14 protein-coding genes are annotated in these 15,035 nt (G+C 61.1%); 3 read left to right on the top strand and 11 right to left on the bottom strand.

The features are described 5' to 3' along the window. Positions 1–31: 31 nt before the first annotated feature. Positions 32–937, top strand: a complete 906-nt coding sequence (locus V9L13_RS04430; RefSeq protein WP_045122408.1) for a LysR family transcriptional regulator — start codon at positions 32–34, stop codon at positions 935–937. On the opposite strand, the gene V9L13_RS04425 is transcribed toward V9L13_RS04430, so the two are convergent. The 5 genes from V9L13_RS04425 to V9L13_RS04405 all read right to left on the bottom strand — a co-directional run bounded on the left by V9L13_RS04425 (position 911) and on the right by V9L13_RS04405 (position 5,360). Next, positions 911–1,675 carry an ABC transporter permease gene (locus V9L13_RS04425; RefSeq protein ID WP_003224271.1) on the bottom strand — a complete coding sequence of 255 codons (765 nt, stop codon included), beginning with the start codon at positions 1,673–1,675 and terminating at the stop codon, positions 911–913. The genes V9L13_RS04430 and V9L13_RS04425 overlap by 27 nt on opposite strands. Then, the gene (locus tag V9L13_RS04420) at positions 1,675–2,874 is read right to left on the bottom strand and encodes an ABC transporter substrate-binding protein (RefSeq protein WP_003224269.1); all 1,200 of its coding nucleotides are present in this window, start codon (positions 2,872–2,874) and stop codon (positions 1,675–1,677) included. Before V9L13_RS04420 ends, V9L13_RS04425 begins: the two co-directional genes overlap by 1 nt. Continuing rightward, complete coding sequence (locus V9L13_RS04415; RefSeq protein ID WP_338801618.1) at positions 2,840–3,682, bottom strand: ABC transporter ATP-binding protein; 843 nt, start codon at positions 3,680–3,682, stop codon at positions 2,840–2,842. The genes V9L13_RS04420 and V9L13_RS04415 overlap by 35 nt, the downstream gene beginning before the upstream one ends. Next, positions 3,679–4,749, bottom strand: a complete 1,071-nt coding sequence (locus V9L13_RS04410) for an acyl-CoA dehydrogenase family protein (RefSeq protein ID WP_338801617.1) — start codon at positions 4,747–4,749, stop codon at positions 3,679–3,681. The genes V9L13_RS04415 and V9L13_RS04410 overlap by 4 nt, the downstream gene beginning before the upstream one ends. Positions 4,750–4,814: 65 nt before the next feature. Beyond that, entirely contained in the window at positions 4,815–5,360 is a 546-nt protein-coding gene (locus tag V9L13_RS04405) for a carboxymuconolactone decarboxylase family protein (RefSeq protein ID WP_003224264.1), read from the bottom strand. A 103-nt stretch (positions 5,361–5,463) separates the two neighbouring features. Here V9L13_RS04405 and V9L13_RS04400 point away from each other — a divergent pair, with 103 nt between their 5' ends. After that, positions 5,464–6,375 (top strand): AraC family transcriptional regulator, encoded by a 912-nt coding sequence (locus V9L13_RS04400; protein ID WP_338801616.1) that lies wholly within the window; start codon positions 5,464–5,466, stop codon positions 6,373–6,375. Between the two features lie 104 nt (positions 6,376–6,479). Here the strand turns inward: V9L13_RS04400 and V9L13_RS04395 are convergent, their stop codons facing one another. Beyond that, positions 6,480–7,427, bottom strand: a complete 948-nt coding sequence (locus V9L13_RS04395) for an IS110 family transposase (RefSeq protein ID WP_338801615.1) — start codon at positions 7,425–7,427, stop codon at positions 6,480–6,482. A 156-nt stretch (positions 7,428–7,583) separates the two neighbouring features. Then, positions 7,584–7,967 carry a hypothetical protein gene (locus tag V9L13_RS04390; RefSeq protein ID WP_338801614.1) on the bottom strand — a complete coding sequence of 128 codons (384 nt, stop codon included), beginning with the start codon at positions 7,965–7,967 and terminating at the stop codon, positions 7,584–7,586. 489 nt (positions 7,968–8,456) lie between these two features. Between V9L13_RS04390 and V9L13_RS04385 the strand changes: the two genes are divergently transcribed. Beyond that, positions 8,457–8,918 carry a DUF3574 domain-containing protein gene (locus V9L13_RS04385; RefSeq protein ID WP_338801613.1) on the top strand — a complete coding sequence of 154 codons (462 nt, stop codon included), beginning with the start codon at positions 8,457–8,459 and terminating at the stop codon, positions 8,916–8,918. On the opposite strand, the gene V9L13_RS04380 is transcribed toward V9L13_RS04385, so the two are convergent. The 4 genes from V9L13_RS04380 to V9L13_RS04365 all read right to left on the bottom strand — a co-directional run bounded on the left by V9L13_RS04380 (position 8,915) and on the right by V9L13_RS04365 (position 15,006). Beyond that, entirely contained in the window at positions 8,915–10,279 is a 1,365-nt protein-coding gene (locus V9L13_RS04380) for an APC family permease (RefSeq protein WP_338801612.1), read from the bottom strand. The genes V9L13_RS04385 and V9L13_RS04380 overlap by 4 nt on opposite strands. Positions 10,280–10,320: 41 nt before the next feature. After that, positions 10,321–12,708 (bottom strand): TonB-dependent receptor, encoded by a 2,388-nt coding sequence (locus tag V9L13_RS04375; RefSeq protein WP_338801611.1) that lies wholly within the window; start codon positions 12,706–12,708, stop codon positions 10,321–10,323. A 536-nt stretch (positions 12,709–13,244) separates the two neighbouring features. After that, positions 13,245–13,910: a sulfite oxidase-like oxidoreductase gene (locus V9L13_RS04370; protein ID WP_003224252.1), complete on the bottom strand. Its 666-nt coding sequence runs from the start codon at positions 13,908–13,910 to the stop codon at positions 13,245–13,247. Positions 13,911–13,950: 40 nt separating this feature from the next. Further along, positions 13,951–15,006 (bottom strand): substrate-binding domain-containing protein, encoded by a 1,056-nt coding sequence (locus tag V9L13_RS04365; RefSeq protein WP_007966380.1) that lies wholly within the window; start codon positions 15,004–15,006, stop codon positions 13,951–13,953. Between the last annotated feature and the right edge of the window lie 29 nt (positions 15,007–15,035).

Here is a 15,035-nt window from a genome sequence, read left to right as displayed (position 1 = left end):
CAACCTACATTTTCACGGGCGCCGAAGCACCATGAGCCACCTCACCCACCTGCGCACATTCCTCGAAGCGTACCGCACCAAGTCGTTCTCCAGGGCGGCGGACCATTTGGGCATCACCCAACCGGCGGCGTCGATGCATGTGCAGGCGCTGGAGGCGCTGGTCGGCAAACCGCTGTTTCAGCGTTTGCCTCGGGGGGTGGAACCCACCGAAGCGGCGGATGAACTGGCGCGTTCGGTGGCACCGTTTCTCGATGGTCTGGAAAACAAGATCGCGTCGCTGCGTCCGGGCCTGATCAAGGGCGGCACAGTGCATCTGGTCGGCCCCTCCGACTTCCTCCATGCGCTAGTCGCCGCTCGCCTCGCACCGCTGATGGACGAAGGCTTCACCCTGCGTTTTCACACCGGTGCCAAAAAGCGCATTTACGAGATGCTCGAAGCGAAGCAGACCGACTTCGCGATCACGGCCTCCATGCCCAACGAACAATCCCACGGTTACGCCCATTTGCTCACCGAACGCCTGTTGCTGGTGTATGCACCGAGCCTCCTGGATCGCCTCGGCAAAGACCCGAATCAAGCACAACTCAAGCAAGTCCCGCTGATCGCTTTCGATGAGGATCTGGCGCTGGTTCGGCCACTGTGGACTTCAATGTTTCAGGTCGCTCCGCAACTGCAAGCGGCGCTGACGATTCCCGACCTGCGGATCATCAAGGAGCTGGTGCTCGGCGGCCACGGCTGGAGCGTGCTGCCGGACTACCAGTGCGCCGACGCCATCGCTGACGGTCGGCTGATTTCACCGACACCGCCCAGCGAGGCACCGGTCAATGTGCTCTATCTGGTGTGGAGCAAAAGCGTGATGAAAAGCCCGAGCCTGCTTTACGTGCGTGACTATTTGCTCGCTGCATTCAGCGCCTCAGGCCGGCGCCCAGCGCCGATGTAGCCACCGCGCAAACGCATCCAGGGCAAAGCCCAGCACGCCAATCAGCAGCACCATCGCCATCAACTCCGAATACGCCAGTCGATCTCGCGTATCGAGAATGAAGTAGCCCAACCCCGCGCTGACTCCGAGCATTTCGCACGGCACCAGCACGATCCACAGAATGCCGATCGACAGCCGCACTCCGGTCAGCACATGGCCGAGTACGCCGGGCAGGATCACTTTGCGCAGGGTTTCCCAACGAGTGGCGCTGAGGCTGCGACTGAGTTGCAGCCAGCGCGGGTCGAGCTGGCGCACGCCGGCCACGGTGTTGAGCAGGATCGGCCATACCGCAGCGAAGGTCAGCAGGAAGTAGATCGGCTGATCACCGACGCCCAGCAGCATCACCACCACCGGCATCCACGACAACGGTGAGATCATCCGCAGAAACTGAAACGCCGGCGTGGTCGCCGCCTCCAGATGTCGGTAGCTGCCGATCATCAGGCCCAGCGGCACGCCGATCAGCAACGCCAGCAGCAGGCCGACCACAATCCGTTTCAGGCTGACCAGCACATGCTCGTACAGCTCCGGGCGCAGCAGCAGTTCGCCGAGGCTGGCCAGCGTCGCCTCGGGTGAAAAGCGCAGCGCCAGGCTGTCGTTGCCACCGAGCAGATGCACGCCCAGCCACCACAGCAGCAACAGGCACAACAGCCCTGCTACGCCCAACAAACCGTGCACGGTCGATGAAGATCGTTGACGCATCAGAGGCTGAACTCCTCGCTGCGTTCGAAGCTTTCCGGCAGGCCGAAGGTCTGCATGCCACCCACCGCCGCAATGGCGTTGCGCACAAAGCGATCGTCCACCAGATCTTTAGCGGTTTGCTGCGGATCAAGGCTGGCGAGGAAGCCTTTATCACCCTCGATCAAGGTGTCCTTCAGACGTTTGACCAGTTCTTCGGTGTAGCTGGGGAACGGGTACGGCTGAAAGTCGATGCGCTGCTCGTCCCACTGGCTGTGCTGGATCGCGCCGCTGGCCAGGTATTGCTCGCGGTCGCTGGTGGCCGGCGACAGCACCCGGTCGAGCACCGGTTGCGCGTGCGGGGTGTAGCGATTGGCGCCGTCCTTGGACAGTAGTTTCGCCGCCTCGGCGCGGTTGTCGCGGGTCCAGACCTGCGCCTTGACGATCGCGTTGACCACTTTCTGCGACCACTCGGGACGGTTGTTCAGATCCTGCTCATGCATGAACACCACGCAGCAGGCGTGATTGCGCCAGACGTCGCCGGTAAAGCGCTGCACGCGGCCGACCTTGAGCTCCTCGGCCAGGGCGTTGAACGGCTCGGCGACGATGTAGCCGGCGATGCGTTTGCTCGCCAGGGCCGGCGGCATATCCGACGGCGGCAGCACCAGCAGATTGACTTCGTTCGGCGCCAGCGCGGCGCTCGCCGATTTGCTCACCGGCACCAGTCCGTGGTCGCGGAACAGTTGCTGCACCACCACGTTATGAATCGAGTACCAGAACGGTATCGCCACCGATTGCCCACCGAGTTGCTTGACCTCGGTGATGCCCGGCGCCACGGTCAGACCCGAGCCACCAACGTGGTTCCACGCCACGACCTTGGCCGGCACCTTGCTGCCGTAGCGCGCCCACACCGTCATCGGCGACAGCAGGTGAATCACGTTGACCTGTCCGGAAATGAACGCCTCGATCACCTGCGCCCAACTGCGCAGCAGCACCGGGCGTTCAGCCTGAATACCTTCGGCCTCGAACAGGCCATTGTTGTGTGCGACCAGCAACGGCGTGGCGTCGGTGATCGGCAGATAACCGATGCGCACTGGCGCGTTCGGCTCGGCAGCGGCGCGCGCGCTGAGGCTGTTGAGCAGCGGCAACGCACCGCCGGCAGTCAGCAGCGCGCTGAGTTTGAGGAAGTCACGACGTGTGTGAGTGAAGTCGTCCAGGCACATGGTCAATCTCCGACGTAGCGGGCACAGGTTGAGTGAGGGAGTTGCGGCTCGCCCGCCGAAGGGTTTTGAGGATGTCGATGCGCAGCGCGCCCAGTTCTTCGACCAGCTCGGCACGCGGCTGAGGCAGGTCGATGCGCCACTCGCCGAGGATGTGCGCCGGGCTGTTACCCAGTAGCAGAATCCGCTCGGAAAGCAGCAGGGCTTCGTCGATGTCGTGGGTGATCAACACGGCTGCGGTGTGGTGCTCGGCAATCAGTTGCAGGAGCAACTGCTGCATGTCAGCGCGGGTGATTTCATCCAGCGCGCCGAACGGTTCATCGAGCAACAGCACCTGCGGCTGCCGCGCCAGACAGCGGGCCAACGCGGTGCGTTGGGCCATGCCGCCGGACAACTGCGCCGGGTGCTGCGACCGCGCATGTTCTAGGCCAACCGCGGCAATTGCGTGGTCGATCCGCGCCTTGCGCTGCTCGGCCGTCAGGTGCGGCTGGCGGGCGAAGTCGAGGCCGAAGGCGACGTTCTTTTCCAGAGTCAGCCACGGCAACAGGCTCGGGTCCTGAAACGCCACCGCCACCCGTGGATGCGCGCCGGTCAGTGGCTCGCCAAGCAGGCTCACCCGGCCCTGTTGCGGCGCCTGCAAACCCGCCAGCACTCGCAGCAGACTGGATTTGCCGACACCGCTGGGGCCGAGAATGGTCACCACTTCACCGGGCTGCAATTGCAGGTCGAAGTGTTCCAGCACGGTGTGCCAGTCCTGCTCTCGCGGGTAGCCGAGGCTGATGCCGTGCGCCTCCAGCAGCGGCGCAGTCATGCCGTCGCTTCCCGTTTCTGCCGCTGCAATTCGGCGCGCAGTTGCACCAGGCTTGGGGTGACAATCGGCACGAACGCCGACTCGCGCCAGCGCCGGGCGAAACCGCTGCCGTGCTCGGTCAGATAGGCTTTGCCGCCGCTGGATTGCAGTTCCAGTTGCACGGCGTTGGCGGCGGATTCGGCCAGCGCGATGCGGATCTGGAATAACGCACCCGGCTGGGTCAGGAAACGTCCGTCGTGCAGGCCCTGCTTGAGCGCATCGACGGTCTGCGCCAGTAGCTCGCGTTGTTCCTGCAACGGCTCCAGCAGGATCGAGCGCCCGTCCTGCAAATGTCCTTCGACCTCGGTCAGTGCCCGTCGCGCCAGACCGATCGCCATACCGCATTGCAGACCGAGAAACGCCGGGCGTACCGCCGGCAGAAACTTGCGTGCATCTTCATGCAGCAACCATTCGCGTCCGACCGCCACTTGCGCGAAATCGATCGCAGCCGTGTTACTCGATTGCAGCCCCATCAGTTGCAGGTCGGCGGAACGTTGCACACCAGCAGCGTCATCCGCAATCGCCAGCACGAACGGCGAGCCGCCCTCCTCGTGCTCGATTGCCGCTGCCACCACAAAACCGCTTTTGCGCAGATTGGTGACCCAGTGCAGGCGCCCGTTCAAGGTCCAGCCGTCTGCGGTGTGGGCGGCGCGCACTTGCAATGCCTCGATGCCGGACAGGTACTTCATCGCGTTGGACAAACCGGTGGCTCCGGCCAGCTCTCCACTGAGCAGTGACGGCAGCAGTTTTTCCCTCAGCGCAGCGTTGGGACTGTGCAGCAGGTATTCGATAAAGGCCCGTTGGCCCCAGAACACAAACGCCGCCGCCAGTGAATGGCTGGCGACAGCGGCCAGGGTTTCCACGGCATCACTGACGTGACCGCCGCTGCCGCCCAGCGCCGGGTTGATGCCGACGCGCAGCACCTGAGCCTGCGCCAATTGCGTCAGCACCTGCTGCGGATCGCCGTCGCCCACATCCAGTGCCTGGGCGTTGTGTTCCAGCCATTGAATCAATGCCGGATTGAGCATGTCGTTTTTCTCCTTTTTACGCAGCCGCATCAACCATAGACGACGCTGCCGGAACCGCTGGCCGATTACGCGCGATATGGGGCCAGCTCGGGGTTGAGCGGCGTGTCGGCGAATACGTTGGCGAAGTTGCACAGGGTCGCCAGGCTGATGCCGAGAATCACTTCCAGCGCATTGCCTTCGGTGTAGCCCGCGGCCTTGAACTGGTTGAAGGTCTGATCGCTGACCTTGCCCCGGGTGGCAATCACTTCGCGGGCAAACGCGGCCAGGGTTTCCAGTTTTTCCACGGGGACAGTGGCTTTTTCACGCAGCGCACTGACCACTTCCGGCGGCAGTTTTGCCTTATTCAGCGCGACAGCGGTATGACCTGCGACACAGAAATCGCAACCATGGTGGGTCGCCGCAATCAGTTGCACCACTTCGCGCTCGGCGAGGCTGAGTTCGGACTTGCCATTGAGCGCCGATACCGTAACGTAGGTTTCCAGCGCGGCCGGGGCATTGGCCAGCACGGCCAGCAGGTTCGGAATGAATCCGGAGTTTTTCTGCGCATTTTCCAGAAACGGTTTAGCGGCTTCGGGAGCGCTTTGCACGGTGTGTAGAGTAAGACGCGACATGGAGTGGACTCCTGCTGTTGAGTGTCCGGCCAGTCTGTTGGTTATAAAAATTTCGTTCCATATTCTAAAGTAGCGATTACTTGCTCCTGAGTGTTTCCATTAGATGATTTCGTCCAGCCCACTGGTTGATTGGTTATTAGAAAGCCTCGAACTCGACGCCAGTCTGTTTCACGTCGGCCGCTATTGCGGTGGTTGGCACGCCAGCACCCATGGGCTGGCGCGCGCAAGTTTTCACTTGATCGTGCAGGGCCGCTGCTGGCTGCACATTGACGGGCAGGAGCAGCCAATTCCGCTGAACACCGGGGATGCAGTGTTCCTGCTGCGGGATCTGAATTACCGCCTCTCCAGCGCCGAAGAGGCGAGCATCGCCCAGACGCTGCCGCGCATGGCCATGACCGCGCTCGACAGTCAGGCGCAGGACGGTGTCGGGCTGGTTTGCGGGTTCTTTCATTTCAAGTCGGGATTGTCATCGCTGATCATCGAAGGCTTGCCGGACTGGATCATCCTGCGCGCGGGCGATCCTTCTTCGAGCGCGGCGCGAGCCTTGTTCGAGTTGATCCTGCAAGAGTGCGAACGCCTGCCGGCGCCCTCCTCGGCGCTGCTCGAACGCCTGAGTCATCTGCTGTTTTTGTACGTGTTGCGCCAGCAGATGGCCGACAACCAGAGCCTCGGCGGCCTGGTGGCATTGGCGCGCAATCCGCAGTTCGCGCCGTTGCTGGATCAGTTGATCGAACAACCGCAATTGCCGTGGTCGCTGGAGAGCATGGCGGCGAGTATCGGCCTGTCGCGCTCGGCGTTTTTCAAACGCTTCAATGAGCTGGCCGGGCAGTCGCCGGGGCAAGTGCTGCTGGCGTTGCGCATGCGGCATGCCTGCCAGTTGCTACGGGCCAATCACACGGTGGAGCAGGTGTGCGCGGCGGTGGGCTATCAGTCGATCGCCGCGTTTACCCGGGCGTTTGCCAAGTCGGTGGGGGTGCAACCGGGAGCTTATCGCAAGCAGCATGAAGGGCGCTGAGCGGCATATTTATTTATGCCTTGATGGCGCGTTTTTCAGAGTCGATCAAGGGATCAGTGCACGCCACCAAACCTGTGGGAGATTCTATGGTTGAGGGATAGCCCTCAACCGGCCTTCGGTTGATATTCGCTTTGCCCCTTGAGCAGAGCGAATACCACCCGCGCAAGCTTTCGAGCCAGTATCACCAGTGCCTGTGTCGTGCTGAAGCCTCGGGCTCTTTGCTCCTCGTAGAAGCCTTTCCAGGCTGGCGTACGACTGGCCGACATGGCTGCGTTATGCAGCAGTCGACGAGCTTCCGGATCTCCACGCTTGGTCAGGCTTCGGCGACCATCCTTCTGCCCCGACTGTGACACTCGCAAATCCATCCCCAAAAACGCGATGAATGCATCTGCATTCCTGAAATCACCCCGTTGAAACGCAACAATCAAACGGGCTCCAGTCAGAAAACCAACGCCTTCGACTTTCGTGCATCGCTTCAGTTGGGCAAGCAAACCGGCTTCTTTCAACTGCTCGTTGATCATCTTCTCGACCAATGTCTCAAGCCTCTGCATTGAGGCCACTTGCTCGGCAAACGCGCTTTTAAGCAGCGGCTCATTTTTCCAACTTTGCACCAAGCCAACGCGCGCCTGAACCAGCGCTGCGCGACGACGAAAAAGGCTCAAGAGTCCGCGATACAGCGGCGATGGCGGAATCCAGGGATGCAGTTCTTCGTATTCATTTTTCAGATAACGGGCGAGCAGTTTTGCGTCCAGCGCGTCGGTTTTAGCGCGAACATTCACTCCTTTGCGGTAATGACTCAGCTCGTAGCCACCGACCATGTAAATCGTGCACCCGGCTTCATGGGCCAGATCGGCGAACGCCAAGTGATAGATATTGGTCGATTCGATGGCCAGATCAACCGGTGCAGGCAAGGCTTTCAGCCATTTCTCTATCGCTGCCTTGTCATTGGAAATAGTCTCGAACAGATCCAGCTCGGCCTGATAGATGACCAGCTCATTCTTGGCGACATCCACGCCCACGATTGGCTTGGAAACAGAAACCGACATTGCCATTGAACACCCCCCGAGATATGGTTTTGAACACTTGAAGGGATCACCCAGGGGCGCAGGCTTGTTCCTATCGTCGGTCTAGCCAGAAGCATTCTTTATCGGCGCTTGGGTGAAAGGAGGAGGAGCGAAATCTCCCACGGATCTGTACTGCGTCAACAGTCAGAATCTGGCTTTGTCCCTCCTCCTCCCTTCAAGTCCCAGCATACAAGCTGGCTTGCCAGCGATGACGTTGGTACATCCAACATCTTCGTTGACTGAACCGGCGCTTTCGCGGGCAAGCCCGCTCCCACAGTGGATGGTGTCGATCAGCGGATCTGTGCACACCGCAAAACCTGTGGGAGCTGGCTTGCCAGCGATGACGTTGGTACATCCAACATCTTCGTTGACTGAACCGGCGCTTTCGCGGGCAAGCCCGCTCCCACAGTGGATGGTGTCGATCAGCGGATCTGTGCACACCGCAAAAACCTGTGGGAGCTGGCTTGCCAGCGATGGCGTTGGTACATCCAACGTCTTTATCGACTGAACCGGCGCTTTCGCGGGCAAGCCCGCTCCCACAGTGGATGGTGTCGATCAGCGGATTTGTGCACACCGCAAAAACCTGTGGGAGCTGGCTTGCCAGCGATGACGTTGGTAGATCCAACATCTTCATTGACTGAACCGGCGCTTTCGCGGGCAAGCCCGCTCCCACAGTGGATGGTGTCGATCAACGGATCTGTGCACAGCGCAAAAACCTGTGGGAGCTGGCCTGCCAGCGATGGCGTTGGTAGATCCAACATCTTTGTTGACTGAACCGGCGCTTTCGCGGGCAAGCCCGCTCCCACAGTGGATGGTGTCGATCAGCGGATCTGTTTACACCGCAAAACCTGTGGGAGCCGGGCTTGCCCGCGAAGGCGGCGGTACATTGAGCATCCAGGACTCGTTGGTTTCTTATTCCATTAATCAACCAACAAACCACTTTTTAATCTTTTATCGCTATTAAGCTCGCCCCTTATAATTGCGCGTCTGCACTTAACTCATAAAAAGGGATGTTCCATGCAAAGACGCCTTTTACTGGCTGCACTGTTTGTCGCTGTCGCCGGGTGCGCCAGTCCTCCTGCTGTTTCGGTGCATACCAAAGACCCCGCCAGTTCGACCCTGCTAGGCGATGCCACACGACCGGCGCAGGCGCAGTGGATCCGCACCGAGCTGTACTTCTCGGTGGGCACCGTGGATGGCAAGGAAGGCGCAGTCAGCCCGGCGCGCTGGCGCGAGTTTCTCGACACGGAAGTGACGTCGCGGTTTCCCGACGGTTTCACCGTGTTCGATGCCTACGGACAGTGGCGTGATCATGGGGCGAAAGAGCCTGAGCGGCTGAGCACCAAGGTGATCGTGATCCTGCACGAGAACAATCCGCAGAACGCCGGTAACATCGAGGCGATTCGTCTGGCGTACAAACGCATTACCGGGGATCTGTCGGTGCTGCGTCTGTCGCAACCGGCCGACATATCGTTCTAATCGTTCATCTGTCCGAGAGCTTGCCGAGGCGTCGACGCCAGGCGGCTCGATCCCGCCAGCAGCAGCGCGCCGACCAGCAACACGCCAATCCCCAGAAATGCGCCCCACCCCACCACCGTCACGCTCGAATAGAGCATGTACAGGCACAGCCCGAAAAACAGCAGCGGCAACAGCGGATACAACGGCACCTTCACCGGCCTCGGCACCTTGGGAAAGCGCCGGCGCAGGATGATCAACGCCAGGCTGCTGAAGCTCAGAAACAGCCAGTACACCGGGGTCAGGTACTCGACCATGGTGTTGAAGCCGCTCTGGGTGAAACTGCCGAACAGCACCAGCAACAATGCCACCGCGCCCTCCGCCAGCAAGGCCTTGCGCGGCACGCCGTCGCGTTCGTCCCACTCGCCGAAACGACGCAACTGCGGCACATCGCGGGCCGCGGCGTAAGTGGTGCGCGCGCCGACCAGCAAGGTCGAGTTGATGCTGGCGATGGCCGCGATGCCGACCATCAGCAGAATCAGCAGCACCCCCGGCGCACCGAATGCACGGTTCAACAGTTCCACGGCCGGTGCGTTGCTCGCTGCCAGTCCAGCGAAACCCAGGCCTCGAACGAACGCCCAGTTCAGCGCCAGATAAATCGCCATCAGCAGCGTCAGCGCACCGAGCATGGCGATGAATATTCCACGTCGACCATCGCGCACTTCCGCCGACAAGGTCGCCGCATCGCTCCAGCCGCCGAACGCCAGAAACACGAAAATCATCGCTGCGGAAAATCCGGCCATACCGGTGTTTTCCGGCGTGACCGAAACGCTCGGTGGCGGTGCTTCAATCCCCTGCCACGCCAGCCACACACCGGCGCTGGCAATGCTCAAAAAGCCCAGCGCCAACAGGCCCACCAATAAGGTCTGAGTGATGAAACCGATGTGCTTGCCGGTGAGATTGAGCAGCACCAGCGCGGCGATCACCCCGCCGGCAAACAGCCCCGAGCCGTATCGACCGAGCGGCACCACGGCGTTGACGTAATCGGCAAACATGAACGCCGACAAGGCGATCCAGCCGGTATGCATCACCGAGAAGCGCGACCAGGCAAACAGGAAGCCCATGCGCTCGCCATAGGCCGTGCGCAGAAAGTGATAGTCGCCGCCCGGGTGCGGAAATGCGCTGGCCATTTCGGCGAAACACAAGGCCCCGCTCATCGACGCGAGACCGCCGAGCACCCAGACCCAATAGAAATATTCCGGCCCGACGTTCAGCGCCACGGTCGGCGCGGTTTTCAGGATGTCGGTGGTGATCACCATGCCCAGCGTGATCAGCAACGCCTGCAGCACCGGCAGATGGCGCTTGGGGCCGTTGGAGTGATTCATGGAGAGTTCCGCAAAAAGTCCGCCATCCGTGGCGGATCGGCTCAGAAGCCGTAGGTGGCGCTGGCGTAGTAGTACGCGCCGTTGGTGCCGATCGGCGACAGCACGTCATACGGCAGGTTGCCGCCGTAGTTGATCGCCGAGCCGGAGCGTTCCGGGTAATTGTCGGTGAGGTTGTTGCCGCCCAGGGCGACGCTGAATTTCGGGGTGAATTTGTAGGTCACCTCGGCGTCCAGTTGCCACACCGCGCCGTAGGTCTGCTCCGGTTGCGAGTCGCCGAAATCGAACACCCGAGTAGTTTCGCCCTGACGGGTCAGACGCCCGAGCAGACCCCAATGTTCGCTGGCCCAGTTGGCGGAAAACACGAAACGATCCTTGGGTGCGGCATCGGTCAGGGTGTTGGTTTCTTCAACGCCGACCAGTGCATCGTTGCCGATACCCAACGCCGTCAGTTGCGATGGCGTGCCTTTGGTACTGGTGACTTTGGTGTGGTTGTAGGTGTACGCGGTGGTCAGGCCCAACGTCCCTTCATACAGTGGCTGGTGATAGTTGAGCACCAGTTCGGCGCCGTGGGTGCTGGTGTCAGCGGCGTTGGTGAAGAAGTTCACGTCATGCACTCCGGCCACGCCGAAGTTGTCGTTGATGTATTGCTCCATGGCGTCGCTGCCGATGCGCTGCGACAGGGTGATGCGGTCCTTGACGTCGATGCGGAACACATCGAGCGAGGCATCGAAGCGTTCGTTGAGCTGAAAGGTCAGGCCGAGGCTGAAGTTCTTCGAGGTTTCCGGATCGAGCTTTTGCGCACCCAGCGCACGCGCGATCGGGTCGTTGACCGAAAGCACGCGAATATCGGTGAGCGTGCCGCCTTCGCCAAAGTTGCTGGTGGTGTTCTGGAACCCGCTCTGCGCCAGCGACGGCGCGCGGAAGTTGTTCGACACCGCACCGCGCAGCGCCCACTGCTCGGTCAGTTTGTAGCGACCACTGAGCTTGCCGGTGAGTTTGCTGCCGGCATCGTCGTAATGTTCCCAGCGGGTGGCGGCGTCGACGAAGAAGCGCTCGGTGAGATCGCCCGACAACTCGGCGTAAGTCGCGAACACGTTGCGGTCCAGGTCCGACTCTTCGCTGGGGCGCAGACCGTTGGCGCCATCAGCGCCGGAGCCAATGTAGGAGGCCTCGTCACCCGCGTAGGTCAGGTAGTTTTCGTAGCGATATTCGCCGCCCAGCGCCAGCACGAACGAGCGTCCGCCCAAGCGCAGCTCGCGGCTGAAATCGAGGTTGGTGGTGGTCTGGCGCAGCTCGTAATCGCCGGTGTCGAACTTGGTCGGCGAGTCCTCGCCGAGGCTGACGTTGAGGGTGCGGCGGGTGGATCCGTCGAAGCGGTTACGGCCATGGGTAACGCTGCTGTCGAAGTCCCAGTCTTCGCCGATCATTCCTTTGAAGCCGGCGGTGGCGGAAATGTCCTTGTTGTCGCCCAGCGACTGCGGCAGGTAGCCGTTGGGGTAGAACTGCGGTTGCTCGTAGGGGTAGCGATAGAACTCGGCGCCAGTGGTGTGGCGCTGGTTGTAAGTGCCGAAGCTGTAGGCTTTGCCGCCGGCCAGCGGCAGCTCGCTGTTGAACCACAGATTGACGTCCCGCGCCAAGCCATCGCCCATCACATAGTTGCGCTGGTCGGGGGTATCGGCAAAGCCATCGAAACCGGCGCGGTTGGTCGGGTTGCGATTTTTGTACTCGGTGCCGCCACGAATGAACCCGCCCTCTTCGCCCAGGCGCGTGCCGATCTTGGCAGTGGTCACGCTGTTCTGGCCGTCGGTGGTGGTTCTGCCGATGGCGTCCTGATGGGTGTGAAACGCGCCGTAGCTGGTGGACACTTCGCCGCCCTCGGGCGCGTCGTCGAGGATGATGTTGATCACCCCGGCAATCGCGTCGGAACCGTATTGCGCGCCGGCGCCATCGCGCAGCACTTCGATGCGTTTGATCGCACTGATGGGGATCGAGTTGAAGTCCACTGGTGCCGTGCCGCGACCGATTTTCGACGAGTCGTTGACCACCGCTGAAGTGTGGCGACGCTTGCCGTTGACCAGCACCAGCACCTGGTCCGGACTCATGCCGCGCAACTGTGCGGCGCGCACATGGTCGGCTCCACCGGAGTTGGACTGACGCGGCATGCTGAACGATGGCAGCAACGTTTGCAGCGCCTGACCCAACTCACCGTCGGCCGCGCCGGTGGACTTGAGGTCGGCGGCGGTCAACACGTCAACCGGCACCGGAGAATCCAGCACCGTGCGAGCAGTGCCACGGGTGCCGGTGACCAGCACGGTACCCAACCGTGTGTCATCGTCAACGCGTGAGGAAGCGTCTTCGGCTTGCGCCGGAAGTTGCCAGATCGCACCGACCACCGCGATGGCCAGTAATGAACGGGAACGCTGATACATGGGACAGCTCCTTTATCGCAGCTAATACCCGGCCGTCGCCGACAATAAGGGTTCGGCAATCAATGCACGGCAATGTCTGCTGTAGTTTTAGAAATCAGGAAGGCGGTGAAGGCTGGTTAAACGTTTTGAGTTGGTTAAGCGCAGAATCCCCAAAGTTAGTTATTTCCCCTTGAACACCGATGCTAGACGGGCTGAGGCTTGCCGTAAAAGAACCAATAACACTTAGGTTAGATCGGGCTGATTAACTGTATTTAGTCCAACACAAGTGTTGCCAGAACAACAGTAGCTCAACTAAGCAGCAACTAACTCAAGCATGAATGTTGCACCTTGTGGGAGCGGGCTTGCTCGCGAAAGCTATCGTTCAGTCGCCGAAAATATCGACTGGGCTGGCCCCTTCGCGAGCAAGCCCGCTCCCACAGGTTGATCGGGGTGAACGCATTGCTTTCATCCACCGCAGATCCAATGTGGGAGCGGGCTTGCTCGCGAAGAGGCCAGTCCAATCACTCGAGATGTTGCCTGCAGACAAGCACAAAACCTCAGTCGAATTCCTTTTCCAGCCAGGCATCCGCGGCGATGTCCAGGGCCTGCGCACTGAAGCGTTGTTCCGCAAACGGATCAGCGTGCAGGTGAAAGCCGTTGCGCTCCCAAAACCCGGGTTGTTCTTCGTCGACAAACTCCAGACCGCGCAGCCATTTGGCACTTTTCCAGAAGTAGCGCCCGGCGACCACCAGTCGCAGCGGCCAGCCGTGCTGGGCGGTCAAGGGTTGGCCGGCGTAGTGGGTGGCGAGCAGGCTGTCCGGGTGCAGCAGGTCGTCCAGCAACAGGTTGGTCTGGTAATCGTGATCGGCGTGGGCCATGACAAAACGTGAAGCGGGCTGGATCCCGAACTCGCTCAGCAGATCCTGCAGATGCACCCCGCTCCATTGCGTGTCGAACTTCGACCAGCGTGTCACGCAATGAATGTCACATTGCAGCTCGCGCTGCGGCAACCTTTGCAGGTCAGCAAAACTCAACTCGACGACACGTCCGACCTTGCCGAACAGGCGCAGTGACCAGGTTGCCAATTCATACTCCGGCACCGTGCCTTCGTGGAGAATCGGGAAGCGCTCCGTCAACACCTGCCCCGGCGGCAAGCGTTGACCAAGCGCCGGGTCAGCCTTGGGTGCGCGGCTGTTGCGCAAGCGCATGGCTTTGTTGTGCATATTCACTCCCAAACGCGTCACCCGGTGATAACGGCTGCATTCAGTTCGCCACAGGAATCCACTCGGCCCGCGCCACATTGGCGGTATCGCCGAACGCCGGGAGTTTCTGCGCTAGGTCGCGGACGTTTTTCACGTCCAGATCGAGCAACTGCTGACGGGTGATCAGGGTCGGTGGAACCAGCACTTGATGCCCAGGATTTTCGCCCGCAATCAACATCGCCAGACTGCGCACGCTGATCGCCCCCGCCACTTGCGGATTGACCGCTGCGGTCGCCGCCCAGGCGCTGTCCGGTTCTTTCATGATCTGAATGTCGGCGGTGGAAATGTCGGCGCTGTAGATCTTCACCTTGCGCCCCAGCCCGGCCTCGTCGACAGCGATTTTCGCGCCTTTGGCGAACTCGTCGAATGGCGCGAAGATCACGCTGATATCCGGATTGGCCCGCAACACCGCGCTGGCCTGATCCGCGACCGAGTTGGCAATCGGCGGGTTGAGCGTGCCGAAACGCGCCTTCTCGATGATGCCCGGATTGGCTTTTTTAACCTGACTCCAGATCTCGTCGCGGCGCTCCATCGGCGTAAAGCCGCTGATGTACACGTAACCGGCATCGAACCGCGTGCCGTTGTCCTTCACCGCCTGATCCAGCGCCAGTCGCGCCAGTGCATGGTGATCCTGCTCGACCTGGGTCACTTGCGGGCTGTTCAGATCGACGTCGAACGCCACCACCTTGATGCCTTTGGCGATCGCCCGGTCAATCGGTCCCTTGAGGGTTTCCGCCAGGCCCAGTTGCACGATGATCCCGTCCACGCCGAGGTCGATCGCCTGATCGATCATCTCGCCCTGACTCGCCGCCTGCTGCCGCGCATCGAACACTCGTAGATTGGCCCCGAGCGCCTCGGTCTGTTTTTCCACGCCGCGCAGATAGGCCTCGGGAAAGTCCCCGGAAAACAGATAACCGACCAGCGCGATCTGCACCTGACCCTTGTCGAACGGCGCCGGAGCACCCGGCAATGCCTTGGCCTGAGCGCTCAACGCCAATGCCGAGAGCACCGCGCCGGCGAGGCAATGGCGTGCGAACTGCTTGATTGAACCGTGCATACATCTTCCTTGCAGCGACAAATGAACCG

Origin of the sequence: Pseudomonas sp. RSB 5.4, from assembly GCF_037126175.1 — a bacterium.
In the GTDB taxonomy this organism is placed as follows: Bacteria; Pseudomonadota; Gammaproteobacteria; order Pseudomonadales; family Pseudomonadaceae; genus Aquipseudomonas; species Aquipseudomonas fluorescens_H.
Note: the sequence above shows the minus strand (reverse complement) of the source record. Positions and strands in the feature narration are given on the sequence as shown.

Coding starts and splice junctions, on each gene's coding strand:
- V9L13_RS04415 (WP_338801618.1), bottom strand. CDS start 3,682: ATGACTGCGCCGCTGCTGGAGGCGCACGGCATCAGCCTCGGCTACCCG.
- V9L13_RS04405 (WP_003224264.1), bottom strand. CDS start 5,360: ATGTCGCGTCTTACTCTACACACCGTGCAAAGCGCTCCCGAAGCCGCT.
- V9L13_RS04395 (WP_338801615.1), bottom strand. CDS start 7,427: ATGGCAATGTCGGTTTCTGTTTCCAAGCCAATCGTGGGCGTGGATGTC.
- V9L13_RS04375 (WP_338801611.1), bottom strand. CDS start 12,708: ATGTATCAGCGTTCCCGTTCATTACTGGCCATCGCGGTGGTCGGTGCG.
- V9L13_RS04400 (WP_338801616.1), top strand. CDS start 5,464: ATGATTTCGTCCAGCCCACTGGTTGATTGGTTATTAGAAAGCCTCGAA.
- V9L13_RS04420 (WP_003224269.1), bottom strand. CDS start 2,874: ATGTGCCTGGACGACTTCACTCACACACGTCGTGACTTCCTCAAACTC.
- V9L13_RS04370 (WP_003224252.1), bottom strand. CDS start 13,910: ATGCACAACAAAGCCATGCGCTTGCGCAACAGCCGCGCACCCAAGGCT.
- V9L13_RS04410 (WP_338801617.1), bottom strand. CDS start 4,749: ATGCTCAATCCGGCATTGATTCAATGGCTGGAACACAACGCCCAGGCA.
- V9L13_RS04430 (WP_045122408.1), top strand. CDS start 32: ATGAGCCACCTCACCCACCTGCGCACATTCCTCGAAGCGTACCGCACC.
- V9L13_RS04380 (WP_338801612.1), bottom strand. CDS start 10,279: ATGAATCACTCCAACGGCCCCAAGCGCCATCTGCCGGTGCTGCAGGCG.
- V9L13_RS04425 (WP_003224271.1), bottom strand. CDS start 1,675: ATGCGTCAACGATCTTCATCGACCGTGCACGGTTTGTTGGGCGTAGCA.
- V9L13_RS04365 (WP_007966380.1), bottom strand. CDS start 15,006: ATGCACGGTTCAATCAAGCAGTTCGCACGCCATTGCCTCGCCGGCGCG.
- V9L13_RS04385 (WP_338801613.1), top strand. CDS start 8,457: ATGCAAAGACGCCTTTTACTGGCTGCACTGTTTGTCGCTGTCGCCGGG.